This window comes from Ruegeria sp. YTSA072, assembly GCF_059610285.1.
Map to the genome: position 1 here is coordinate 1 of NZ_JBXWNI010000009.1, position 24,392 is coordinate 24,392.

26 protein-coding genes are annotated in these 24,392 nt (G+C 58.4%); 6 read left to right on the top strand and 20 right to left on the bottom strand.

What is annotated here, in order from left to right; genetic code table 11:
- Nucleotides 1-224 precede the first annotated feature (224 nt).
- The 10 genes from AC2FIB_RS15095 to ybgC form a co-directional block, all read right to left on the bottom strand.
- On the bottom strand, nucleotides 225-800 hold the full coding sequence (locus tag AC2FIB_RS15095) for an MOSC domain-containing protein (RefSeq protein WP_496735486.1): 576 nt from the start codon (nucleotides 798-800) through the stop codon (nucleotides 225-227).
- 108 nt (nucleotides 801-908) lie between these two features.
- A complete protein-coding gene (ftsH, locus tag AC2FIB_RS15100; protein ID WP_058279522.1) occupies nucleotides 909-2,825 on the bottom strand; it encodes an ATP-dependent zinc metalloprotease FtsH in 1,917 nt (638 codons plus the stop codon).
- 76 nt (nucleotides 2,826-2,901) lie between these two features.
- Nucleotides 2,902-4,155, bottom strand: coding sequence for a tRNA lysidine(34) synthetase TilS (gene tilS / locus AC2FIB_RS15105; protein WP_496735484.1), 1,254 nt, complete (start codon nucleotides 4,153-4,155; stop codon nucleotides 2,902-2,904).
- Nucleotides 4,152-4,985 carry a tol-pal system protein YbgF gene (gene ybgF / locus AC2FIB_RS15110; RefSeq protein ID WP_496735495.1) on the bottom strand — a complete coding sequence of 278 codons (834 nt, stop codon included), beginning with the start codon at nucleotides 4,983-4,985 and terminating at the stop codon, nucleotides 4,152-4,154. Before ybgF ends, tilS begins: the two co-directional genes overlap by 4 nt.
- A 4-nt stretch (nucleotides 4,986-4,989) precedes the next feature.
- Nucleotides 4,990-5,493, bottom strand: coding sequence for a peptidoglycan-associated lipoprotein Pal (gene pal, locus AC2FIB_RS15115; RefSeq protein WP_496699671.1), 504 nt, complete (start codon nucleotides 5,491-5,493; stop codon nucleotides 4,990-4,992).
- Between the two features lie 89 nt (nucleotides 5,494-5,582).
- The gene (gene tolB / locus AC2FIB_RS15120; protein WP_282120665.1) at nucleotides 5,583-6,902 is read right to left on the bottom strand and encodes a Tol-Pal system beta propeller repeat protein TolB; all 1,320 of its coding nucleotides are present in this window, start codon (nucleotides 6,900-6,902) and stop codon (nucleotides 5,583-5,585) included.
- Complete coding sequence (gene tolA, locus AC2FIB_RS15125; RefSeq protein WP_496735482.1) at nucleotides 6,899-7,999, bottom strand: cell envelope integrity protein TolA; 1,101 nt, start codon at nucleotides 7,997-7,999, stop codon at nucleotides 6,899-6,901. The genes tolB and tolA overlap by 4 nt, the downstream gene beginning before the upstream one ends.
- A gap of 9 nt (nucleotides 8,000-8,008) precedes the next feature.
- Entirely contained in the window at nucleotides 8,009-8,485 is a 477-nt protein-coding gene (gene tolR, locus AC2FIB_RS15130; protein ID WP_108861016.1) for a protein TolR, read from the bottom strand.
- Between the two features lies 1 nt (nucleotide 8,486).
- The gene (gene tolQ, locus AC2FIB_RS15135; RefSeq protein WP_496735481.1) at nucleotides 8,487-9,182 is read right to left on the bottom strand and encodes a protein TolQ; all 696 of its coding nucleotides are present in this window, start codon (nucleotides 9,180-9,182) and stop codon (nucleotides 8,487-8,489) included.
- A 112-nt stretch (nucleotides 9,183-9,294) separates the two neighbouring features.
- Nucleotides 9,295-9,702 carry a tol-pal system-associated acyl-CoA thioesterase gene (ybgC, locus tag AC2FIB_RS15140; protein WP_496735479.1) on the bottom strand — a complete coding sequence of 136 codons (408 nt, stop codon included), beginning with the start codon at nucleotides 9,700-9,702 and terminating at the stop codon, nucleotides 9,295-9,297.
- 190 nt (nucleotides 9,703-9,892) lie between these two features.
- On the opposite strand from ybgC, the gene AC2FIB_RS15145 reads away from it, so the two are divergent.
- Nucleotides 9,893-11,599 carry a SulP family inorganic anion transporter gene (locus AC2FIB_RS15145; protein WP_496842332.1) on the top strand — a complete coding sequence of 569 codons (1,707 nt, stop codon included), beginning with the start codon at nucleotides 9,893-9,895 and terminating at the stop codon, nucleotides 11,597-11,599.
- 16 nt (nucleotides 11,600-11,615) lie between these two features.
- Here AC2FIB_RS15145 and AC2FIB_RS15150 read toward each other — a convergent pair whose 3' ends face one another.
- The 4 genes from AC2FIB_RS15150 to ruvC form a co-directional block, all read right to left on the bottom strand.
- The gene (locus AC2FIB_RS15150; protein WP_496735476.1) at nucleotides 11,616-12,239 is read right to left on the bottom strand and encodes a hypothetical protein; all 624 of its coding nucleotides are present in this window, start codon (nucleotides 12,237-12,239) and stop codon (nucleotides 11,616-11,618) included.
- A 63-nt stretch (nucleotides 12,240-12,302) separates the two neighbouring features.
- The gene (gene ruvB, locus AC2FIB_RS15155; RefSeq protein ID WP_109312604.1) at nucleotides 12,303-13,322 is read right to left on the bottom strand and encodes a Holliday junction branch migration DNA helicase RuvB; all 1,020 of its coding nucleotides are present in this window, start codon (nucleotides 13,320-13,322) and stop codon (nucleotides 12,303-12,305) included.
- Nucleotides 13,323-13,326: 4 nt separating this feature from the next.
- Complete coding sequence (ruvA, locus tag AC2FIB_RS15160) at nucleotides 13,327-14,004, bottom strand: Holliday junction branch migration protein RuvA (RefSeq protein WP_496735474.1); 678 nt, start codon at nucleotides 14,002-14,004, stop codon at nucleotides 13,327-13,329.
- The gene (ruvC, locus tag AC2FIB_RS15165; RefSeq protein ID WP_496735473.1) at nucleotides 14,001-14,498 is read right to left on the bottom strand and encodes a crossover junction endodeoxyribonuclease RuvC; all 498 of its coding nucleotides are present in this window, start codon (nucleotides 14,496-14,498) and stop codon (nucleotides 14,001-14,003) included. Before ruvC ends, ruvA begins: the two co-directional genes overlap by 4 nt.
- 334 nt (nucleotides 14,499-14,832) lie before the next feature.
- Between ruvC and AC2FIB_RS15170 the strand changes: the two genes are divergently transcribed.
- Nucleotides 14,833-15,045, top strand: a complete 213-nt coding sequence (locus AC2FIB_RS15170) for a DUF1127 domain-containing protein (RefSeq protein ID WP_496735471.1) — start codon at nucleotides 14,833-14,835, stop codon at nucleotides 15,043-15,045.
- A gap of 100 nt (nucleotides 15,046-15,145) precedes the next feature.
- On the opposite strand, the gene AC2FIB_RS15175 is transcribed toward AC2FIB_RS15170, so the two are convergent.
- The 4 genes from AC2FIB_RS15175 to AC2FIB_RS15190 all read right to left on the bottom strand — a co-directional run bounded on the left by AC2FIB_RS15175 (nucleotide 15,146) and on the right by AC2FIB_RS15190 (nucleotide 20,040).
- Nucleotides 15,146-15,490 (bottom strand): hypothetical protein, encoded by a 345-nt coding sequence (locus tag AC2FIB_RS15175; RefSeq protein WP_109312601.1) that lies wholly within the window; start codon nucleotides 15,488-15,490, stop codon nucleotides 15,146-15,148.
- A gap of 103 nt (nucleotides 15,491-15,593) precedes the next feature.
- Entirely contained in the window at nucleotides 15,594-16,466 is an 873-nt protein-coding gene (locus AC2FIB_RS15180) for a 50S ribosomal protein L11 methyltransferase (RefSeq protein ID WP_496735469.1), read from the bottom strand.
- A 66-nt stretch (nucleotides 16,467-16,532) separates the two neighbouring features.
- Entirely contained in the window at nucleotides 16,533-17,765 is a 1,233-nt protein-coding gene (locus AC2FIB_RS15185) for an MFS transporter (protein ID WP_496735467.1), read from the bottom strand.
- Between the two features lie 79 nt (nucleotides 17,766-17,844).
- Nucleotides 17,845-20,040 carry a primosomal protein N' gene (locus AC2FIB_RS15190; protein WP_496735466.1) on the bottom strand — a complete coding sequence of 732 codons (2,196 nt, stop codon included), beginning with the start codon at nucleotides 20,038-20,040 and terminating at the stop codon, nucleotides 17,845-17,847.
- A gap of 90 nt (nucleotides 20,041-20,130) precedes the next feature.
- Between AC2FIB_RS15190 and fsa the strand changes: the two genes are divergently transcribed.
- From fsa to AC2FIB_RS15210, 4 genes are all read left to right on the top strand, one after another.
- Nucleotides 20,131-20,784 (top strand): fructose-6-phosphate aldolase, encoded by a 654-nt coding sequence (gene fsa, locus AC2FIB_RS15195; RefSeq protein ID WP_050603155.1) that lies wholly within the window; start codon nucleotides 20,131-20,133, stop codon nucleotides 20,782-20,784.
- Between the two features lie 194 nt (nucleotides 20,785-20,978).
- Nucleotides 20,979-21,686, top strand: coding sequence for a DUF484 family protein (locus AC2FIB_RS15200; protein ID WP_496735464.1), 708 nt, complete (start codon nucleotides 20,979-20,981; stop codon nucleotides 21,684-21,686).
- The gene (locus AC2FIB_RS15205) at nucleotides 21,683-22,603 is read left to right on the top strand and encodes a tyrosine recombinase XerC (protein WP_282170785.1); all 921 of its coding nucleotides are present in this window, start codon (nucleotides 21,683-21,685) and stop codon (nucleotides 22,601-22,603) included. Before AC2FIB_RS15200 ends, AC2FIB_RS15205 begins: the two co-directional genes overlap by 4 nt.
- Nucleotides 22,604-22,688: 85 nt before the next feature.
- Nucleotides 22,689-23,384: a CDP-alcohol phosphatidyltransferase family protein gene (locus AC2FIB_RS15210; RefSeq protein ID WP_058273208.1), complete on the top strand. Its 696-nt coding sequence runs from the start codon at nucleotides 22,689-22,691 to the stop codon at nucleotides 23,382-23,384.
- 3 nt (nucleotides 23,385-23,387) lie between these two features.
- Here AC2FIB_RS15210 and AC2FIB_RS15215 read toward each other — a convergent pair whose 3' ends face one another.
- Nucleotides 23,388-23,855, bottom strand: a complete 468-nt coding sequence (locus AC2FIB_RS15215; RefSeq protein WP_058273207.1) for a hypothetical protein — start codon at nucleotides 23,853-23,855, stop codon at nucleotides 23,388-23,390.
- Between the two features lie 76 nt (nucleotides 23,856-23,931).
- On the bottom strand, nucleotides 23,932-24,387 hold the full coding sequence (locus AC2FIB_RS15220; protein WP_496735463.1) for a methylated-DNA--[protein]-cysteine S-methyltransferase: 456 nt from the start codon (nucleotides 24,385-24,387) through the stop codon (nucleotides 23,932-23,934).
- Between the last annotated feature and the right edge of the window lie 5 nt (nucleotides 24,388-24,392).

Below are 24,392 nucleotides of genomic sequence, written 5' to 3' on the forward strand. Positions count from 1 at the left end.
CCTGAATAGGCTTCTTCTGCGCCTCGCGCGCAATTTCAATGTCCGATTTATAGCTCATTGGGCAAAACCCCCGGTTGAATTCCCTGACAAACCGGCGCAGCTGGGCCGGTGCTGGTCAATCCATACCGTTGTGTACAATCCCGATGGATAGAGATTCCGACATATTCAAGCCATGAAACGGCGTAGCGTCATTTCACCGGTTTCAAATCGAAAACGCTTGACGTTTAGGGCGCCCACGCCCGCTGATCTGGCACGAACAGGCTCATCTGGTCCCCCAACCGCAATTGACCGGGCCGTTCCACCCACGCAGTCACACCCCTTCGGCCTTGAGCAGCCGGTTTGAAGGACGCCCCGTACCCGGGTTGATCGGCTTCGATCTCACGACCGGGAATGACGCAGGGGCGGTTTTCCATATCCACGGTTATCGTGACACCGTCGCGGCCCTGCAAACGCGAGGATGGCGGAAGGTGTGTAAAGTCCGGAATGCCGCGCAATAGGATGCTGACGCCCAGAAAAGACGGGTCCAGCCGATCCAGCCCCATCTCTTTAGCGGTAGCGTCCATTTCGTCGGCGGACAGAACCGACAATTGGCGTACGTTGCGGATTTCGGTGCCTTGCGGATACAAATTCTTGACCCTGACACATGAGGTCCGGTTGAGACCCTCGTGCCGCTCGCCTTTGTCCCCTGAGAAATCCAGATCCAAAACATCGACCGCTTTAGCCTGGATCGAGCCACCCGCGGGCACGTGACCCAGCCAAACAACTTCACCCGTGAACTCTGTTTCTCGCAATACCGGCATTTGAAATCCCCTTCGGCTGCGGGCCGTCAAAATCGTACTAAAAGTCAAACCAGTCCATTTGAAAAGCTGAAAAGAAAAGACCCGGGACTTGGCCCGGGTCTGATTTCTTTATGCCGATGGTTCCGGCTCCATCCCACCGTCGGGCGGGGTCTTTTTGACCTTGGTCTTGGGAATGGCGGTAACGCTGGGCGCGCTGCCTTCATCCGGCTTATCACCCTCGTCATCACCATCGGTCGGCGATTCCCCATTCATGACACGCTTGATCTCATCCCCGGTCAGGGTTTCGTATTCCAGCAAACCTTGCGCCAGACGTTCCCATTCCTCGTTCTTGTCGGACAGGATCTTGTGCGCGCGCTCATAACCCTGCTGGATCAGGCGTTTCACCTCTTCCTCGATCAGCTCTTTGGTATGCGCTGAAACCGAGAAGCCAGCAGTGTTGCCCGAATAGCCGTCATGCGCCTCGGCATAATCAATGTTGCCGACCTTGTCAGACATACCCCAGCGCATCACCATGGCTCGCGCCAACTGGCTGGCCTGCATGATGTCACCGGCGGGGCCGTTCGAGACGTGATCTTCGCCGTATTTGATCACCTCGGCGGCTTTGCCTGCCATGGTCATGGCCAGCTTTTGCTCACATTCGTCGCGGTGATAGTTCAGACGGTCCATTTCCGGCAACGACACCACCATACCCAACGCGCCACCGCGCGGAATGATGGTCGCCTTGTAGACCGGGTCGCAAAGCGGCAGCGACAGACCAACGACCGCGTGACCAGACTCGTGATAGGCGGTCTTTTCCTTCTGGTCTTGCGTCAGCACCATCGAACGGCGCTCGGCCCCCATCATCACTTTGTCCTTGGCGTTCTCAAAGTCCTCCATGGTGACAAAGCGACGGCCAACGCGCGCCGCCATCAGTGCGGCCTCGTTCACGAGGTTCGCCAGATCAGCACCCGAGAAACCCGGAGTACCACGTGCGATGATGCGCAGGTCGACATCGGGGCCCAGAGGTGTCTTGCGCGCATGCACGCCCAGGATCTTCTCGCGGCCTTTGATGTCGGGGTTGCCGACGGTCACGTTGCGGTCAAACCGACCAGGGCGCAGCAGCGCAGGGTCCAGAACGTCCTTACGGTTAGTGGCCGCCAGAATGATCACACCCTCATTGGCTTCGAACCCGTCCATCTCAACCAGCAACTGGTTGAGGGTTTGTTCGCGTTCATCATTCCCGCCGCCGTAACCGGCACCACGATGGCGACCGACGGCGTCGATTTCGTCGATGAAGACAATACAGGGCGCATTCTTTTTAGCCTGTTCGAACATGTCACGCACACGGGATGCACCGACACCAACAAACATCTCAACAAAGTCAGAACCTGAGATGGTGAAGAACGGCACACCTGCCTCACCCGCAATCGCACGCGCCAGCAGCGTCTTACCGGTGCCCGGAGGGCCAACCAGCAGCGCGCCTTTCGGGATCTTACCGCCAAGGCGGCTGAACTTCTGCGGGTTACGCAGGAATTCCACGATCTCTTCCAGCTCTTCCTTGGCTTCATCGATGCCTGCGACATCGTCAAATGTCACGCGGCCATGCTTTTCGGTCAGCATCTTGGCCTTGGACTTGCCAAAGCCCATCGCGCCGCCTTTTCCACCGCCTTGCATCCGGTTCATGAAATAGACCCAGACACCAATAAGCAGCAGGAACGGCAGCAGCGTGATCAGGAACGACTGGAAACCGGATTGCTGCTGTTTCTCGGCGCGAACCGGAATGTTCTCGTCGATCAGCAGTTTGGTGACCTCGGCATCGCCGGGTTTGATGGTGACATAGTTGGCACCGCTTTGCGTGGTATAGCGAATCTGTTCGCCATCCAGGGTCACATTCTTGACTTCGTCGGCTTGAACGGCGGTTACGAAATCAGAATAAGTTCTTTCATTGCTCTGAAGTGTCCCGCCTGGTCCGCTGAACAAATTGAACAGTGCAAGGATCAGCAAAAACAGAACGACCCAGAAGGCGATGTTACGAGCGTTGCCCAAGGAAAGTCTCCCAAAAGATTTCGGCAGATGGGGGTCTGCCGGGTTGCTCTATAAAATAGAGATGATTCAAGGAGGTTCAATGCGATAAAAAAGAAGAATGAAACTCGGGCGTTCCGGGGGCCAATTCAGCCGTCCATCCATTCAACAATCTGGCGGTTGGAGCTGACACCAGTTCATCCCCCAGCCAAACAGCGGGTGAAGCCAACAAGACCTGACGTGGTTTACCCAAGTCCCGCCAATCTGGAACCCTAGGCAGGCCTTGCTCGCCTAATGGTCGGATTTGTACACCAGCGGTCGAAGGTCCTGACAGAATCCAGCGTTTGTCCCACGGCTCGCCAGGGCGCGCGATTTCGCCCTGAACGGCGTTTAGCTCTCTGCAAATCCACGTTTTATTGACCTTTGGGACAAACAAACAGCCATTGACCGACGTAGCGATACCCTCTTTAACAGCCTTCACAGCCTGATCCACCGACGTTTGGCGTGGTGGATACCCCGCTCCGGCGATCCACGCGATGCAGCCGATCACAAGCCGACGCTGGATTTCCTGAGGCAAAGACAGAAAGGCGGTGCGATTCAAGCAAACATCACCGGTTTCCACCACGGCAATTTTTCGGGCGGATTCCTGCGTAAAACGCTCCAATGCCTCACGCGCCTGTGCAAGGTTTTCTGCGACTCGGGTCAAAGAACTGGCCGTGATCCCCAAATCCTTGAGGTCAGACAAGGCCTGCCGTGCCTTGATCCGGTCAAACCGGAGGTCCTGATTCGATGGATCTTCGATCCAGCCAACTCCCTCACCAGACAGATAGCCACGCAATGCTTGCCTTGTTATACCCAGCATCGGCCGCAACATCGTCACGCCATCCAAAATCCGTTCAACCGGCATGCCCGACAGACCCGTAACACCAGCTGCGCGGCCCAGTCTCATCAGGAAGGTTTCGGCCTGATCATCCGCGGTGTGGCCTAATGCAATCGCGCTGATCGCATTGTGTGTGGCCCATTCGGTCAACAGCCGATAACGCGCCTGTCTGGCCTGATCCTGAAGGTTCCCCTGACCGGCCCACCCTGTCCATTTCAACGTTTGATGCGAGATACCCAAACGCGCGGCAAGCTCGCTCACCCCCTGGGCCTCGTTCGCGGATTCGGGGCGCAAACCGTGGTCAACGGTTGCCGCAAACAGCTTAACCTGCTCGTTTTGGGCAATATCATTCAACAGCAAAAGCAGAGCGACAGAATCGCCCCCGCCAGAGACAGCCACACCCAGACGCGAAGGAAGGGTCTTGGGTAAACGCGCCCGAATCTCGGCGCGCAGTTCTTCAGCGTTTTCGGTCAAGAACAGCCCAGGCTTGCCATTTCCTGTGTGGCATTGGTGGCCGAGGCCGAAGACGGGAACCGCACGCCCACCTCGCCAAGAGTGATGCAAGCCTGATCGGTCTGACCCAGACGCCCCAGCGCCGAGCCCAACTCAAACAGCGCCTCGGGTGCGAATGCACCTTCGGAATCGCCGGTAAAGCTGGCCAGAAAGGCCCGCGCGGCCTCACGCGTGTCACCGATTCCAACAAGCGCGCGCCCCCGCTTCAGGTTGGCTTCGGGGGCCAGCGGACTGCCGGGATACGAGGTTTCGAATGTGGCGAACTGATCCGCTGCAGCCTTATAGTTGCCATCCGCCAGCGCCTGTGATGCCGCATCAAAGTCCGCGCGCTCACCCACTGCAAGTTCACCTTGATCGGTCGGTGCCGGTGCCGTCGGGTTTGCTGGTGTTGCGGGTGCCGCAGCGGTGATTTCGGTTTCGCCACCCAGGGTCGAGGTCTCGCCAAGCGTGCTGAGATCGCCACCTTCCAACTCAACCAAGCGGAATTCCAGATCGCCGATCCGGTTGGTCCCGTCAGTGACGATGTTTTGCACACGCTGGTTCAACTGCTCGGTCTGGCGGGTCAGGCGCTGCAATTCAGCCTCAATGGCGTCAACACGCTCCAGAACGGAACTGCCAGCCAGATTGGGTGCCGGAGATCCGGTGGTTGAAAACTCGCGCTTGAGGCGCTGAACCTCGACGTGCAGCACCGTTAGCTCCTGACGGATATCCGCCAGGGTTTGCTGATCCTGTGCACTTGCCACGCCCGCAGTCGCCACGCCCGCAGCCAGAACCCATCCTGCAATTCGCATCATCTTACCCCAAAGTTGAACCGGTCAGGACCGTTACCGCACGGCGGTTTTTGGAATAGCATTCCTCGGTGCTGCAAATCTCGATCGGGCGTTCCTTGCCGAAACTAACCGTGGTCAAACGGTTGCCGGCAACCCCACGTGAAATCAGGTATTCACGCGCCGCATTCGCGCGACGCGCGCCCAGAGCGAGGTTATACTCGCGAGTCCCCTGTTCGTCCGCGTGACCCTCGATCGTGGCGACGAAATCTGTATTGGCCAGCAGCCAGTCTGCCTGTCCCTGCAAAATCGTCTGCGCCTGCCCGGTCAGGGTCGATTGATCGACCTCAAACAGCACGCGGTCACCAACAGTTTGCTGGAAATAGGCCGGTGACTGGGGGTCGCTGGGCGAACCCGGCAGGATCGAACCGTTACCGCCCGCGCCACCGCCCAGTGCCGAAGGATCGTTGTTGGTACAGGCGGCCATTACACTTAGCACGCCCAATGCTATGACTTTGCTCAATACATTCATTTCAGGTGCCTCGTCGTTTTATTGCTTTATTGCTGTCTCTGTTATCACAGTGCAGGAAATTTGTGAACTTTTCCAACCCCCTGCCCCGATCACTTCTGCAGTGGTCCCCAGGATGGATCGCTGCCGCCATCCGGTGTACGCACAGGGCGCAGATTCCGACCCGAGATATCCACCGAATACAGTGTCGCCCGTCCGCTTGCACCCTGCGATTCACGGGTGAACATGATGACACGCCCGTTCGGCGACCATGTTGGCCCCTCATCCAGAAAGGACGAGGTCAGCAAGCGTTCCTCGCTGCCGTCTGTCCGCATGACGCCGATATGGAACCGACCCTTGTTCTGTTTGGTAAAGGCGATCAGGTCACCACGCGGCGACCAGACCGGTGTACCATACCGCCCCTGTTTAAAGCTGATGCGGGTCGCCTCTCCGCCATTTGCGGGCATGATGTACAGTTGAGGTGTGCCAGAGCGGTCGCTTTCGAACACGATCTGCGACCCGTCCGGGGAATAGCTGGGCGCGGTCTCAATGGCAGGTGTGTTCGTCAGGCGCACGCTTTGGCCCGAGGCCAGATCCATTTTCCAAAGGTCTGTGTTGCCGCCCTGAATCAGCGAATAGACGATGGAGCGGCCATCCGGCGAAAAGCGCGGCGAAAAACTCATGGTGCCGTCTTGTGTCTTCAATTCGGTCCGCTTGACGCGATCAACGTCCAAAACATAAATGCGCGGCTGACCGGTTTCATAGCTGGTGTACAACAGCCGATCGCCCGAGGGCGAAAAGCGTGGTGCCAGAACAATCGCAGCGCTGTCGGTGAGGTACTGAACGTTCGCGCCGTCGTAGTCCATGATTGCCAGACGCTTCAGACGCTGGTTCTTGGGGCCGCTTTCGGACACAAACGCGACGCGGCTGTCAAAGTAACCGCTCTCGCCGGTCACTCGGGTATAAACCTGATCGGCCACTTTGTGTGCCATGCGCCGCCAGCCATCTGTGGTGCCGGAAAACTGCAGACCATTGCCCAATTCCTGACCCGAGAATACGTCCCAAACGCGAAATCGCACAGTCAGGCGCTTGCCCGAGACGTTGACAGCACCTGTCACCAAGGCCTCGGCATTGATGGCTTTCCAATCGGCAAATTGCACAGGGGCTTCGAAACTACTGACCCGGCTGATGAATGCGTCTGAAGAAATTTCACGGAACAGCCCAGTTCCGGTCAGATCCGCCGCTACGACGCGCGATAAGTCGTTTGCGTATTGTGTGGCTGCTGGCCCGTCGGGAACGAAATTTGGCACCGCAAAAGGCAAGGGTTCAATAATCCCCTGATCCAGCTCAAGACGCAGGGGTCCGCTTTGCGCATACACTGGCGCTGCCAAAACTGTCAGTCCAAGCAAAAGGCTGGTCAGAAATCTCATCATTTGATCCGCATCCTCTCGGGATTGAATGTAATCTCAATATCCCGCCATTGATCGTATTTGTCAGTAGGCAGGGTGTATCCTTTGGCCCCGCAGCGCAAAATCGCTCGCCGGGCGGCCTCGTAGGCTTGTCTTGCAGACGCGTCAGTCCCGCCGGAACTGTCGATCATTTGCAGTGTACCGCCGAGCACCTTGCCATCTGGTGTCAGCGAGAACCCGACCACAACGACCGTTTGCAGTGCGTCCGTGGACAGGGAACCAACGTTCCAGCACTTCGAAACAGCTAGTCGCATAGCATCCTTCTCACCCGCAGTCAGGGGTGGACCAGACGGTTCGCTGCTCTGCCCCAGCGCCTCGGCCAGTGCGTCGTTGATCGCGGTTTCATCACTTGGCGCGGGCTCTGGTTCGGTCGGTTCTTCGGTCTCGGCCACTTCGGGCTGCGCCGGCGGCGTCGGCCGGTTCGGTCGCACCAGCGGGCGCGGAGAGCTGCGCGGCGCGTATTCTTTGGCCTCTTCCGCCTCGGTCACGATTTCATCCGTGGCCTCTTCGGGTGCCGTTTGATCCTGCTGTTCTTGCTGAGTTTCAGCTCCCTCGTCCAGCGATACAGCCGGGGACTCAATATCATCTGGCGCGGCCTCGGGCGGCGGCGGCGCGACCGGTTCAGGCGCTACTTTATCCGCAGGCCGCGGCTGTGCCTCGGGCCCCGGCGGGGTGGGCAAAACGACGGCCTCGGGTTCTGGGGGGGCCAATTCGGGGGGCTGTTCGATCACGACCGGTTCAGGAGGAGGGGCCAGCGGCTCTGGTTCCAGCTCTGGCTCCGGTTCATTTGGCTCTGACACTTCAGGTGTCGGAGGTTCCTGCTCCACCGGCTCAGGGGTGGGGATTTCCTCTTCGGGCGCATCGGGCTGTTGCAGGGCAGTTGGCGTAGGCAGCTCAGGCGCCTCACTCTGAGCCGTCATTGCTGCGAACTGTTCAGCCGAGATCACCGAGATATCCTGAACAGGCATAGGCAATGGTTCGGACCGAAAGGTGCCGCCAAACAGAGCCCACGAAATCAAACTGACATGGGCAATTGCCGAGATCTTGGTGCCGGTATCCACCGCGCGGCCTCACTCTCCACCTTCGTCCAGCGCGGGGCCGCCGGTGTCGGTCACCAGCCCCACATTGGAAAACCCACCTGCATTCAGCGCACCCATAACCTGCATAACCTGCGCATAAGGGATCGCACCATCCGCGCGCAGGAACACCCGGTCACTGCTGCGTTCTGCCGCAATGGCGCGCAGCTTGCCAATCAACTCTTCGCGGGCAACATCGGTGGTTTGAATCTGAACGCGCCCTTCTGCAGTCATCGTGACTGTCAGCGGTTCTTCGTTATCGCCCGGCAATGCGCTTGCCGCCGTCTTGGGCAGGTCCACCGGCACGCCAACGGTTAGCAGCGGTGCCGCCACCATAAAGATAATCAGCAACACCAACATAACGTCTACAAAGGGCGTCACGTTGATCTCGGCCATCGGCTGCGCCCGCCCGCGACGACGGCCGCGTCTGCGCCCGTTCCCGCCTCCGTTCTGCTGAACCGCCGCGCCCATCTTAGCTGTCCAACTGACGCGACAGGATGGTGGCGAACTCGTCGGCAAAAGCCTCGTAGCCACCCACGATCCGATCACTGTCTGAACTAAGCTTGTTGTAGAAAATTACCGCCGGGATCGCAGCCAACAGACCCAGGCCCGTGGCCAAAAGCGCTTCGGCAATGCCGGGTGCCACAACGGCCAAGTTGGTGTTTTGCTGCTCGGCAATCTCAATAAACGCGTTCATGATGCCCCAAACGGTCCCGAACAGGCCAATGAACGGCGCGGTCGAGCCCACTGTCGCCAAAATGGGCAAACCTTTTTGCAGTGTCTCGGACTCTTTGGCGATTGCCACGTCCATCGAGCGGTCAATCCGCGCAGTGGCCCCCGCGATCAGCCCGCCGTCCGTTCGGTGCGACCTGCGCCATTCGATCATGCCAGCGGCAAAAATCTTCTCGGAACTGCCGTCGGGCTGCGATCCGATATGTTCGAACAGCTCGTCCAGCGGGTTGCCGGACCAGAAGGCCTCGTCAAACACCTGCGCCTCGCGGCGGGCCGCGCGAAAGTTGATCAATTTCTGAATGATAATCGCCCAAGACCAGATGGATGCAGCGATCAGCATCAACATCACCAGTTTGACGACAAAGGTCGCGCGGGCATACAGCCCCCACATGGAGAAATCGATCTCCTGCGCCAGCGCCAGCGTTTCAGCTTCCATGAACCTGCTCTTTGTTTTTTTGCCTGACGGCCGTTCGTTTGGCCTTGTTTTTCCAAACGCTATCGCAGTTGGTTACGAAAAGCCAACATAACCACCCCAGACCGACAAATTGTTACATCAATGCGCGAATCTCTGCCGGAAGGCGGACCGGCTTGCCCTGCGCATTCATGCAAACAGCAGTCACCGAGGCGCGGAAGATCTCGGTCTCCCCCCTCTTGACCAGCTGGCCCATGGTCAGCCGCGCACCAGAGATTGACGACAGCCATGTTTCAACGATCAGCTCATCATCGAACTTCGCGGGCACGACGTAATCCGCCTCGATCCGGCGCACGACCCAGACGATCCCGCCATCGCGCATCGCGTTCTGATCATTGCCCAGACGGCGCACATAGTCAGATCGCGCGCGTTCGATAAACTTGAGGTAATTCGCGTGGTATACGACCCCGCCCATATCGGTGTCTTCATAGTAGACCCGGATCGGAAAGATATGCTTGTGGGGCGCATCAGCTTCATTGGCCATGATATCAGGTCCGGTCTCTCAAATATGTAACGCGCGGGGCAAATCCTGCTCTGAAACAGATGCATGGTTGTCGCGGTTCCTGCAATCCCTTGTGGGGACAAAGTTCCCACCTTCCCAAGTCCGCTATCGAAATTCGAAGATTTGCCCTCTAGGCTTTCATACATACCAAGTGAATCCGACAGGAGTTTCAATGGCTAAAGGACCAAAAGAAGAGAGGATGTTCTTTCTTCCAGTCCTTCAGGGCATCTTGCCGTTCAACCGCGCGACCTTGCCTTCGGAAATCTTGGCGGGCCTGACCTTTGCCTGCCTCGCGATCCCCGAGGTCATGGGCTATACCAAAATCGCAGGCACGCCGGTTGTGACTGGGTTGTACACCATCCTTGTCCCAATGGCGCTGTTCGCGCTGTTCGGTTCGTCCCGCCATCTTGTGGTGGGTGCGGATTCTGCCACGGCGGCGATTACGGCCTCGGCCCTGGCTGGCATGGCAGTGTCGGGTTCGTCCGAGTATCTGGCGTTGGCGTCCCTGTTGGCGCTGATGGCAGCTGTTCTGCTGATTGCCGCACGCCTCATCAGCTTGGGGTTTTTGGCTGATTTCCTATCCCGGACAGTTCTTGTCGGGTTCCTGACAGGCGTGGGCATTCAGGTCGCAACCGGTGAAATCCCGGGGCTTTTGGGGATCGAAAGCGACGGTCACGGGACCATTGCCAAGCTACAGGCAGTCTTTCAGAGCATTGGTCAGACAAGCTGGCCCACATTGGCGGTTTCAGCAGCAGTTCTGCTGATCGTTGTCGGGTGCCGTCGTCTATCCCCAAAACTGCCCGGCCCGCTGTTTGCCATACTCGGGGTGATACTATGCAGCTGGGCCTTTCAATTTTCGGCGTCCGGCATCGCAGTACTGGGCTCGGTTCCCAGCGGCCTGCCAGCGCTGTCGATCCCAAACGTGGATTGGAGCTGGACGCTGTTCAAACAACTGCTGCCAACCGCGCTGTCCATTTTCGTTGTGATACTGGCCCAAAGCGCCGCGACCTCGCGGGCCTACGCGGCACGTTACGAAGAAAATTTCAGCGAGAACACGGACCTTGTTGGGCTGGGTCTGGCCAATCTTGGGGCAGCCTTCACGGGCACATTCGTTGTAAATGGCAGCCCGACAAAAACCGAGATGGTGGCTAGCGCCGGTGGCCGCAGTCAGGTGGCACAACTGACGACCGTCTTGATCGTCTTGGTGGTCATCCTCTTCTTGACGGGCCCACTTGCCTACTTGCCCAATGCGGCGCTGTCTGCCGTCGTGTTTCTGATCGGTGTGAAACTTATCGACCTGAAAGGCCTGATTGCAATCTACAGGCAAGCCCGGTCCGAATTCTGGATTGCTGTCGCCACGGCTGCAGTTGTCGTTATCGTTGGGGTCGAACAAGGCATCATCTTTGCAATGGTGCTGTCATTGATCGACCATACCCGCCGCGGCTACCGCCCCAAAAATTCAGTGATCGTCAAAACCAAAGACGGTGGTTGGCATTCAAAACCCATTTCCGTGCCAAACCAATTCGAACCCGGGCTCGTCATCTATCGCTTCTCTCACAGCCTTTACTACGCGAATGCACAGCGGCTTTCGGATGAGATTGCGACAATCACCCATGATTCAGATAACAAAGTACGTTGGTTCTGCATCGAAGCCTCGGCCATCGATGACATCGACTTCACCGCGGGCTACACGCTGCGCAATGTCCTAAAGCTCCTGCAGGCAAAGAACATCCGGCTGGTATTCCTCCTGATCGAACCGCATGTCCGGTCTGAGCTGGACAGGTGCGGCGTGACCGATTTGGTGGGCGACGACGCATTTTTTGACACGGGAAGCGACTTGTTAAGCGCTTTTCAACACCGCAACACATCCAAATCGTAGATGATCTCAGCTTAAATCACTGCGACTGCTGCATCCGTGCAAACAATCGCAGGCCATGCGCCGGGTCCTGCGCTGCCCTCGGCAAAACCGGATCATAGGCTGCCCAGATCAGCCCGGCGATGTCGGGGCGCAGGACTGTCACCCCCTCGGCGACCGCCAGCGGCGATTGCGTTCTGAACGCAGTGTCCGACCACAGCAAAATGGTCTGCACCACCTGGCTGAGCGCTAAAGTCTCGGCCGGAACCTTGGACAACTCTTCGTCCATGCGCAGGAAAACAAACGCGGCCCGGATCGCACCGTCTTCTTCAAACCGGAACACCCGATACTGGTTTGCATCCGCGGCGATCAGCCGGTCCACCAGCGGCGCAAGATCGGGAACCAGCCGATCCAGATCTGGGACCTCCAACAGTTCCTTCCAGTCCCGGAAGAAAAACACCATGCAGTTTGCACCTAGTTCCGGGTCCGTCTCGGCCATTTTATGATCGGCCAAGCTTACTACGGCCTCAAATGCGCCCTTGACGGTGGTCAGAGTTTCCTCCTCGACCCCAAAGACGATGGGCACGATGGGCCGCCCCCAACGCGCGAACAGAAACTCTCCGCTTTCACGGGTGAACAACGACTGAATGTCTTCGGGGGTCACGCCCAATCCTTCATCTTTTCGAAAGTACTCTCGCCGAAGGCATAAAATCTAAATGCCTCAGCTTCAACCAAACAGATCGCTCTGGCCCTTTGGTGCCGCCATTCCCAGATGTGTCCAAGCCTTCTGCGCCAACATCCGACCGCGTGGCGTGCGCTGGATCAGACCTTGCTGCAACAAATAGGGCTCGATCACGTCCTCCAGCGAATCGCGACTTTCCGACAACGCAGCCGACAGGGTCTCAATCCCGACCGGACCACCGGCATAGTTCTCAGCGATCAGCTTGAGGTATCGCCGGTCGGCACCATCCAAGCCCAGATTATCCACACCCAACCGCGTCAGCGCGCCATCCGCCAGATCCAGGGTGATACGTCCATCGCCCTCGACGATGGCGAAATCCACCACCCGTCGCAGCAATCGCCCCGCGATCCGCGGGGTCCCGCGCGATCGGCGCGCAATCTCTCGGGCACCAGCATCATCAGCAGGCGCGCCCAGTTTGCGGGCGTTGCGCGTAACGATCTCGTGCAACTCATCCACTGTGTAGAACTGCAACCGCGTCGGAATGCCAAATCGGTCGCGCAATGGGGTGGTCAACAAGCCCATCCGCGTCGTTGCTCCGACCAAAGTAAACGGCTGCAGCTCAATCCGCACAGTCCGCGCTGCCGGGCCTTCGCCGATTACCAGATCCAGCTCGAAATCTTCCATCGCCGGGTACAGGACCTCTTCGACGGCCGGGTTCAACCGGTGGATTTCGTCGATGAACAGCACATCGCGGGATTCCAGATTGGTCAGGATCGCGGCCAGATCACCGGCCTTGGCCAGAACCGGCCCCGAGGTCATGCGGAAATTCACCCCCAACTCGCGCGCCATGATTTGCGCCAGCGTCGTTTTACCCAGACCCGGAGGTCCATGAAACAGCGTGTGATCCATCGCCTCGCTCCGCATACGCGCGGATTGGATAAAGATGCGCAGATTGGCCCGCGCCTCGGCCTGACCGATGAATTCGTCCAGCCCCTGCGGGCGCAGGGCGCGGTCGTTATCCTCGGGCAAGGGATCGGGGCGCAATGTGGGATCGGCGTCTACCATTCAGTTACCCTTTCGGTGCCAGCAACTTAAGCGCCGCCCGGATCAATTCAGCTTCGCCTGCATCCGGCAGGCTGGCGGCCGCTTCGGCCACAGCCGAGGCCGCCTCAGACGGTCCGTACCCCAAATTGCTAAGAGCTGACAGTGCCCCCGCCGAAGCTGCGGCAGACCCCGAGGCGGGTTTTGCCACCTGTTTTGGCACTGGTGCTGGTTCAGACAACTCAACGACTTCCAATCCGGGGCCGTCCATCGCTTCGGTCACGGTCCCACCCATCGCCATCACACCCGGCGCTTTGTCTTTTAGATCCAGCACGATCCGCTGTGCCGTCTTTGGGCCCACGCCTTTCGCCGCTTTGACGGCACCCCAATCCCCAAGCGCAATGGCCCGGCTGACCCCATCCGGACCCAACGCGGACAGAATGGCGAGCGAGACCTTGGCCCCAACGCCCTGAACCGAACACAGCAGGCGATGCCATTCCTTTTCGACAAGGGACAAAAACCCAAAAAGCTGCATCAGGTCCTCGCGCACCACCATATCGGTGTAAATCGAGACAGCCTCGCCAACACCAGGCAGCGCGGCCATAGTCCGGTCCGAGCAGTAAACGAGGTATCCGACCCCACGCACGTCGATCAACACGTGATCCGCTGCGCGATAGTCCAATCGTCCGGTCAGTTTCCCGATCATGCCCGCACCTCTTTCACGCTCGCCTGCGGCGCTGCGCCGTAATATGAATGACAGATGGCAATCGCCAGCGCATCCGCCGCATCCGCCCCTTTGGGCTTACAGCCGGGCAGTTGCAATTTGACCATATGAAGAACCTGCTCTTTCTCGGCATGCCCAACGCCCACAACCGTTTTCTTAACCCGGTTGGGCGCGTATTCACCCACGGGCAGCCCTGCTTGCGCCAGCGTTAGCAACGCCACACCACGCGCCTGACCCAGCTTCAGCGTACCAGCCCCATCCTTGTTGACGAAGGTCTGTTCGATGGCCGCCTGATCGGGCTGATGTTCTGCAATGACTTCGACGATTTGGTTGTACAACGACAGCAAACGCTCGCCCAAATCGTCCCCGTCAGACTTGCACAGTCCGTTGGCGACGTGGCTCAGGCGGCTGCCATGCGATTCGATGACGCCCCACCCCAGGGTCCTAAGCCCCGGATCAATGCCCAAAATCCGCATATTTCGCCTCGGCCTGCTCGAGTTTTTGTGATCTTTTTTACGGATTAGCACGAAGCGTGAACATTTTCCAAGCGAATTGACAGAGAGCGCAAAAACGACAGACCTGTTTCACAGGCGACAAAACGGCCAGTTTGCGACAGCCAAAAGTCTGAAATCGACACGTTTCATGAAGCAAAAATGACCAATAAATTAAGGGGTTCTAATGAATCTTGAGCTCTGCAAAAAACGCATAGGACAGTTGCAATTTCCGCACTTGCACAGCCGATTTGGCGGCACTAGATGCCGCTCAGATCGAACGATCAAAACGTAAACTTAAACCAGAAGGAAACAGGATATGGCTGCACTGGACACCACCCGCACCACCACCGGCTCATTCGGCCTCGTCGGCCGTATCGGCGCATATTTCGCATCGGTCGTGAACGCCGCTGTCGAATGGAATGACGCCCGCGTGACTCGTAACACGCTGAGCGGTCTGACAGATCGCGAGCTGGAAGATATCGGACTGTGCCGTGGCGATATTGACGTCGTGGCCGAAGGTCGTCGTTAAGATTTAACACACCCACTCATATGCCCCTTCCCTCCCTCGGGGGCAAAGCAGAACGCCGCGCATGCAGAATGCGCGGCGTTTCTGATTCATTGGCCTGATGTCAGGGCAGCAGCCGTGCCAGCTGTTCCGAAAGCATCAGCGACACCGGGTCGATTTGCATCACCCAGGCACCGGCTTGTTCAACCGAGGTGCCCTCGTTCAATGCGTCAACCCTGTATTGATAGCCCGAAGGCCCAAGGCTGGTGAGCAAGAACGTCTTGAATGCAAACAACCCAAGCAGACACATCAGAAGAACCTTAAGGGGTAAAGCCGACTTCACCCTCTGCGGTTTCATCACAACCAACCCGTCCTTGCGCATCGTCGCACGATAGCCACGGCTTAGTTTTGCGTGTTTCTTGCTCAGGCGATTTACGCGCTGATCAAATTCTAGTTGTTTTCCCGTCATGGCAGCCTCCAAAACCGCCCCCCGATTCCACGTTAAGACGGTAGAAACAGAATGCGACAAAATCGAGGCAAAACTCCAGAAAGCTCCAGCAAATGGCCCAAATTTAGCCCTGTTTGCTTAATATTAGCGTCGTCCACTCACCAATTTGGTCATTTTTCTCTAAATTGAAACCGTTTTGTACATAAACAGAAACCACATCATCGGCTTGTTCGTTAAGGATTCCAGATAAAATTGCGTATCCACCGACGCGCAGATTCGCTGCGATTTCGGGGGCCAGAGCAACCAGTGGGCCCTTAAGGATATTTGCAAAAATCAGATCGTAGGGTGCGATTGCGCCCAGATCGGGATGGTCAAAGCCCGCCGCTTCCACGCAACGGACCTTGCCCGCCATTCCATTGGCCTTCAGGTTGGCTTCGGCGACATCAACGGCCACTTCGTCGATATCACTGGCGATGATCTCACCTTCCCAGACCCGCGCTGCCGCCATGGCCAGCACGGCAGTGCCGCAGCCAATATCAGCCACTTTGGTCGCCGTGAACCCTTGGCTCAGAAGATGGTCCAGTGCCTTTAGACATCCCAACGTGGTGCCGTGGTGGCCGGTGCCAAAGGCCATTGCAGCCTCGATCAGTAGTGGGATACGTCCCTCGGGCAGTTTGTCAGCGTCATGGCTGCCATAGACAAAGAACCGTCCGGCCTCGACCGGTGCCAGTTCCCGGCGCACATGGGCCACCCAATCCGTATCGGGCAGTTCTGACACAACAAAAGGCTTGGCCTCAAACGCGGCGGCTAGAACGGCCAGAGCGGTTTCGTCCGGAGTTTCCGTGAAGTACCCACCAACTTCCCAGAGGCCCGAGCCATCCTCGACCTCGAACACACCAACGCCGGTTGGTTCCGGATCCAGACGCTCCATCGCTTCGCCCAGCCCTTCGGCAGCTTTTTTACCGGTCAGTGTAGTCAGCGCAGTGAATGTGGGCATGGGGGCCTCCTGTATCAATTGACACAGCGCCTATGGCGATGGCCCGCCAAGGTCAAGCATTGGCGCTTATTCGGCAGGTGCCGGCGCGTATTTTGACAAGATCGTTTCATTTCCCGGTTCCGGGTGGCGCGGGATCAGCAACGACAAACCCAACGAGATCATCGCCATCGCAGCGGCCAGTGCAAAGACTGCACCGGGCGAGATGACCCACAGCAGGCCCAGAAGCGCAGGAAGGAACACAGCGGCGATATGGTTGATCGTGAACGCAACGGCCGCAGTCGGTGCAATATCCGCAGGATCGGCGATTTTCTGAAAGTAGGTCTTCAGGGCAAGCGCCAAAGCGAACAGAACATGGTCGATCACATATAGGGTTGCAGCCAGTACCACGCCCCAACCAAACCAGTAGATACCACCATAGGCCGCAAAAACGATCGCCAAGCCGGTGTATTCGAAGATCAGCGTGCGGCGTTCACCGAACATCGACACAGCCTTACCCAGCATCGGAGCCGCCGCCATGTTGATCACCAGATTGATCAGATAGAGGCTGGTCAATTCGTGAACTTCAAACCCGAACTTCTCGACCATCATGAAGCCCGCGAAGACAACAAAGATCTGCCGCCGCGCGCCGGCCATGAACTGTAGCGCGTAATACAGCCAGTACCGACGACGCAGGATCAGTTTTTTGGTCTGCGGAGTTGGGGCATCGAATTGCGGAAAGGCGAACAGACAGAACAGCGCCAGCAGGGCGGTCACACCACCAGCGGCCATGAATACAATGTTGTAGGACAGATCAAACCGGTCCCAGGTCAAAACGATCAGGCCATATACCACTGCAGTCGCGGCAGACCCCATGGCCACCAACCACCCCAGAACCTGCGGCGCGCGATCTTTGGGCAGCCATTGCAGCTGCAGCGATTGATTCACCGTTTCGTAGTAGTGAAAGCCGATCGAGCTGAAGAGCGTAACAAACAACAACCCGCCGAGGCTGGGAAACCATGCAGTCACCGCAGTCGCCACACCCAACATCATTAGCGAGATCATCGCCAACACCTGCTCACGCACGAAAATGATCACCGCAATCACGCCAACAGCAAGAAAACCAGGGATCTCCCGCACAGTGTGCAGTAACCCAATGTCGGCCCCGTCAAAATTCGCCACCTCGATGACGAAATTGTTCAACAGCGCGCTCCACGCGTTGAAGGCAATGGGCATCGTCAGCGCCATGACGAACAAGAGCGTCACAGGGCGGCGCCAGAACGGAAGGCTCTGCGCCTCGGACAGGGGCATCGGTTTCAACATGGGACTCCTCTACGCCCATTTTCAGATTTTGGCGAGGCCGAAGCAGTGCGCGCACAATCGATCTGCGCTGATGCAGAGGTCAGTAGAAACTCTGCGGATCGATATCCACGGTCAAACGCAGGTCACGCGTCAGGCGCAAGGGTGCGATCCAACGGGCAATCGCGTCCTGAATCGGTGCGCCCTTGGGTGCCTTGACCAGCAATCGCACGCGGTGTCTGCCGCGAATCCGCGCAATAGGCGCCGGAGCCGGGCCAAAAACTTGTGCCCCGATATCGCGCAGCGGCGCATCGTTGCGGGCCAGTGCGTTTCCGATATCAAAAACTGGTCCAACCTCAGGTCCGGACAGGACGATCCCGGCCATACGGCCGTATGGCGGCACACCTGCTGCCTGCCGTCCGGCGGCCTCGGCCTTCCAAAATCCTTCTTCGTCACCTGAAAGAATAGCACGGATTACGGGATGCTCGGGCTGGAATGTCTGCAACAGGGCCTGCCCTGGCTTGTCCGCCCGGCCTGCCCGACCCGCGACTTGCCGCATCAACTGGAATGTCCGCTCAGCGGCGCGCAGGTCCGCCCCGTGCAGACTCAGGTCGGCATCGATTACCCCGACCAAAGTCAGATTGGGAAAGTTGTGCCCCTTGGCAACCAACTGCGTACCGATGACGATATCCGCATCGCCCTCGGCAATCTCTTCGATCTTGGCTTTCAGGGCGCGGACCGAGCCAAACAAATCGGAACTCAGCATCGCGATCTTGGCGTCGGGAAACGTCGCCTCGGCCTCTTCGGCCAGCCGCTCGATTCCCGGACCTACCGGGGCCAGCTTGCCCTCAACCCCGCATGAGGGACATTTCTCGGGCATCGGCTTGGTCTCACCGCATTGGTGACACATCAGCCGTTTCAGAAACCGGTGCTCGACCATCCGCGCGTCGCAATGATCGCAGGCAATCTGTTCCCCGCAAGCGCGGCAAAGGGTCACCGGCGCATACCCACGGCGGTTGATGAACAGCAGCGATTGCTCGCCCTTCTCGATCCGCTGCATCACCGCCTGCCGCAAAAACGGAGAAATCCACGTCCCGGGTTGCATCTGCTCGGCCCGCATGTCGATGGGCTTCATCTCCGGCAACACCGCCGCCCCGAACCGCGAGGTCAGATCGACCCGGTCGTATTTTCCCGCCTCGGCGTTCGCCCAGCTTTCCAGCGAAGGCGTTGCGCTGGCCAATATCACCCGCGCGCCGCAAATGGCGGACCGCAGCACCGCCATGTCCCGCGCGCTGTAATGCACGCCGTCCTCTTGTTTGTAAGAGGTGTCGTGTTCCTCATCGACCACCACGAGCCCAAGATTTCGAAACGGCAGGAACAAAGCTGACCGCGCACCAATCACCATTTGCGCATCCCCCTGCCCGACCATCCGCCAGACCCGGCGGCGTTCGGTCATGGTCGCACCGGAATGCCATTCGGCTGGGCGTGCCCCGAATCGCGCCTCAACTCGTGTCAGGAATTCCGCTGTCAGAGCGATCTCGGGCAGCAGAACCAAGGCTTGTCGGCCCATCCGCAGCGCCTCGGCAACAGCCTCCAAATACACTTCGGTCTTGCCCGAACCCGTCACGCCCTTAAGCAGCGTGGTTCCATATTCCCCGGACCGCTGGCCCTTCTGCAACTTCTCAACCGCCGCCGCCTGATCGTCGGTCAAAGCTTTGCCCGGCAAATCCGGATCCAGATGCGGATAGGGCAAATCGCGCGGGCTATCTTCTTCCCGTACAGCGCCCCGCTTGACCAACCCTTTGACGACCGAAGACGTCACTCCGGCCTGTTCGGCGAGTTCTTTCAGGGTGAACGCCAGCCCGCCATAGTTGCGGAGTACCTCCAGCACACGGGTGCGTGCGTCGGTCATCCGGTCCGGCTCGCCATTACCCAGCCGATAAACCTTACGCATCGACGGCGGATCACCCAAACCCGGCGCCCGGGTTGCCAGCCGCAACATCGCGGGCATCGGTGTCAGGGTGTAATCGGCAACCTTCCCCAGAAACAGCCGCATTTCTTCGCGCATTGGCGCGACCTCAAGCACCCGGATCACGGATCGCGCCTTGTTCAGGTCGAACCCGCCCTGTCCCGGCCCCCAGACGACACCCAGAACTTTACGAGGCCCCAGCGGGACCTCTACGAACGCCCCCAGAAAACAGCCCCCCTCGGGCGCCTTGTAATCCAGCGTCCGGTCCAGCGGCTGTGCGGTAAGAACCGCAACCAGCTCTCCGTGGTCGAAATACTCCTGAGTGCTCAACGCATATCCTTGGGCTCGGGGGTTCCAGCATGGGTCTCTTTGAGGTAAAGCCATCCGCGACCAAGGCCAACCCATCAAAGGACTGCCCGCATGAAATTCTTCGTAGACACAGCCGAAATCGACGCCATTGCCGAACTGAACGATCTGGGCATGGTGGACGGCGTGACCACCAACCCCTCGCTGATCCTGAAATCAGGTCGTGACATTCTGGAAGTGACCAAGGAAATCTGTGATCTGGTGGACGGACCGGTTTCAGCCGAAGTTGTCGCAACCGAAGCTGACGACATGATCGCCGAGGGCCGCAAGCTGGCCAAGATCGCTCCGAATATCGCCGTGAAAGTTCCGCTGACATGGGCCGGTCTGAAAACCTGCAAGACGCTCAGCGACGAAGGCCAGATGGTCAACGTCACACTCTGCTTCTCGACCAACCAGGCGCTTTTGGCCGCAAAGGCGGGCGCAACCTTCATCTCGCCCTTCATCGGTCGCCTGGATGACATCAACCTTGATGGCATGGATCTGATCGCCGACATCCGTCAGGTCTATGACAATTACGGTTTTGAAACCGAAATTCTGGCCGCTTCAATCCGCACCGTGAACCACGTGACCGACAGCGCCCGTATCGGTGCTGACGTGATCACCGCACCGCCTGCCGTGATCAAGAAACTGGCCGATCACCCATTGACGGACAAAGGTCTGGAAACCTTTCTGGCCGACTGGGCCAAGACCGGTCAGAAAATCCTCTGACCCTTTGCGCGACCGCGTGGCACCGTCAGGTGCCGCGCCCGGCCCAACTGCCAAGCCTTGATCTTTGATCAAGGTTTCGCAGGCGGCAGCCGTAGGTCACAGTGGGAATGAAATGCACCGCCAATGCATTTTTTCCAAGGAAACCGCCATAACTCATGTTATAAGCCCCTCAACAAAAAAAGACCGAGCGGGACATGAGCAGTAACACCAAACTCCAGGACAACTTGCGCGCCGCGATTCTGGCCAAACCAGACGCCGTGCTGGACGACAAGGACCTGATGCAGGCACTTGTGACGGCCAACGAACAGGCGCGCGGGGACAACGTCATCGACCTGCGCGGCATCGCCATGCAACGGCTCGAGGAACGGCTGGACAGGCTGGAAGACACCCACCGGTCCGTCATCGCCGCAGCGTATGAAAACCTTGCAGGCACAAATCAGGTGCATCGGGCCGTTATCCGCATGCTGGAACCGGCCGAGTTCGAAGAATTCCTGCGCACGCTCGGCTCGGATGTGGTCGAAATCCTGCGCGTTGATCGCATCAAGCTGATTCTGGAATCAACTGCAACGCAGGAAGACCCCGCCATCGACACTCTCGGCGGTGTTCTGTCCGTAGTCGAACCCGGTTTCGTGGACAATTACCTGACCTTCGACCGCGGCGGCCCCGCCCGCGACGTGGTTCTGCGCGAGATCCTCCACCCGACGCACAGGATTTTTGGACCCAACGCAGATCACCTGCGGTCCGAGGCTTGCCTGCGGTTGGATCTGGGTGAGGGCCGGTTGCCCGGCATGATCGTGATGAGCGCAAGGGACCGTAATCATTTCTCGCCGCAGTTGGGCACTGATCTTTTGTCGTTTTTCGCTGGCGTCTTCGAACGCTCGATGCGCCACTGGTTGTCGTGAGCCTAATCTCACCCGCCTGCCGCGACGCGTTACAGTACTGGCTGGACAGCCTGAGCGCGCTAGCGGGGCGATCGGAAAACACCCAGGCCGCCTATCGTAGTGATATTACCGACTTCCTGTCTTTCATGACACTACACCACAGTGAACAGCAGGGATTGGCAGCGCTGGCCCGGATCACCGTGGCCGACATGCGCGCGTGGATGGCCGATCAGCGCAGCGCAGGTGTTGGCGCGCGATCCCTGGCGCGCAAGCTGTCGGCGGTCAAAAGCTTTTATCGATGGCTGGCTGAACGCGAAGGGTTCGAACCCACTGCCGTCCTGTCCACACGCGCGCCAAAGTTTACCCAAAAACTCCCCCGCCCGTTGGCCGAAGACGCGGCCCGCGCGATGATCGACACGGTCGAACTTCAGTCGTCAAACGACTGGATCTCGGCGCGGGACGTTGCTGTCGTTACATTGCTCTATGGCTGCGGTTTGCGCATATCTGAGGCGCTGTCCCTGACAGGAAGCGACGCGCCTTTGCCGGGCAGCTTGCGTATTGTCGGAAAGGGCGGAAAGGAACGCATCGTTCCGGTGATCCCGGCCGCCCGCACCGCCGTTGACCGTTACCTGCAGCTTTGTCCGCATCCACAATCCCAGGAAAAGGCTTTGTTCCGCGGGGTGCGTGGTGGTGCGCTCAATCCGCGCGCAATTCAGGGCGTGATGGCCAAGGCGCGCATGCAGCTTGGCCTGCCAGCAACCGCCACACCGCACGCTTTAAGGCACAGTTTTGCCACCCATCTGTTGTCCGCTGGGGGTGATCTGCGCGCCATTCAGGAATTGTTGGGCCATGCCTCGCTTTCCACCACGCAGGCCTATACGGCCGTAGATACGGCCCGACTGATGGAAGTCTACAACCGCGCCCACCCCAAGGCCTGATCCCGAGTCCCTCGATGACGTCTGGGCCGTATCTTTACCCGGCTTTTAGTTTGCATCTGCAGCGCGCATCGTCCAAGAGACACAAATGACAATAAAACTCAAAGCCCTTTCCGTACATCTGTTCACCGCGACCGGTGCCGTCTTTGCAATGTTGGCCATGCTGGCCGCGGTCGAAGAAAAGTGGAGCCTTATGTATCTGTGGCTTGTGATCTCGTTCATCGTGGACGGAATCGACGGCCCGCTTGCGCGCCACTACCATGTCAAAAAGAACGCACCGGAATTTGACGGTGTTCTTCTGGACCTGATCATCGACTATCTGACCTACGTGTTCATTCCGGCCTTTGCGCTGTTCAAATCGGGGCTGATGGACGGTTGGACAGGCTGGTTTGCGATCATCGTGATCACCTTTGCCAGCGCCATGTATTTCGCGGACACGCGGATGAAGACCAAGGACAACTCGTTCTCTGGGTTTCCGGGTTGCTGGAACATGTTCGTCATCGTGATCTTCGCGCTGGAGCCCAATTTCTGGGTGATCCTGCTGCTGGTTTCACTGTTGTCGCTGGCGATGTTCCTACCGTTGAAGTTCATTCACCCGGTGCGGACGGAACGCTGGCGTAATGTGTCACTGCCGATCGCGTTCGCCTGGACATTTTTCGCCGGTTGGGCAGCTTGGGTCGACTTCCACCCCGAAAGCTGGGCGCATTGGGGGTTGGTAATTACAAGCCTCTACCTGGTTTCAGCTGGCATTGCGCAGCAACTTGTCCCGCTGCGCAACAACTGAACGTTACAGGATTTCCTCAACCTCGAACTCGGTGCCGTTATGGGTGAACACGTCACCCTCTTGCAGACCGGTCATTGTCAGGTAGATCGGGCTTTGGGTTGAGATGCCCATATAGGTCTTACCGTCGACCTCAAAGCGGGTCGTTGAGACACAGACCACGAAACGGCGGTTGTTGAACTTGACAACAGCGCCCGGCTGAACCCGGTCCGTCAGGCTGAAATCCGTGTTCTCGATCACATCAATCTTGGCGTGGTGCGCATGAACGGGTGCATCGAACGCCGCCGCCAGATCCGCATTCTCGCGCGAGGCGGCGATGTCATCCTTGTCATGCCCTTCGCGGTCGTCCAGCTGCGAGTCCTTGAGAAATGCGTCGTAATGCGCCTGCGCAGTTGCCAGTTCCTGCTCTTCCAGCGACATCAGGCGGTCTATGATGGCCTTTTTGCGAGCGGCCGGGTCTGTATGGGCGGTCATGCAATACGGTCCTTCAAATTCAGTAACTGATATAGGTTGGGCCGCGAACTCTGGGATTGCAACTGGTTTTCGAAGTTCAGATCAGCAGGCCAGCCGCGCGTTCATGGCGCAGCAGAGCCACTTTGGTCTCGACCCCACCATCGCCCGAGAACCCGCCAAGACCATTGGCAGACAGCACCCTGTGGCAAGGAATGATCACGGGAATAGGGTTTGCGCCACACGCTTGACCCACCGGTTGCGGTGGCTGCCCCAGTTCTTTTGCGATGTCTCCGTATGTTCGGGTCTCGCCCAGCGGAATGGCATACATAAGGTCGCACACTTGCTGCTGGAATTCGGAACCGGCAACACGATATGGCAGATTGAACCGTTCGAGTCGTCCCTCGTCATACGCAGTCAACTGTGCCGCGGCTTCTTGCAGTAGTGGCGTGACCGGTCCGTAGTCATTCCCATCCCACACAAGGCGCGTGATCGCACCGTCTGTTTCTGCGATGCCCAGTCGGCCAAATTGCGTATCAACGGAAATCATCGGCATGGACA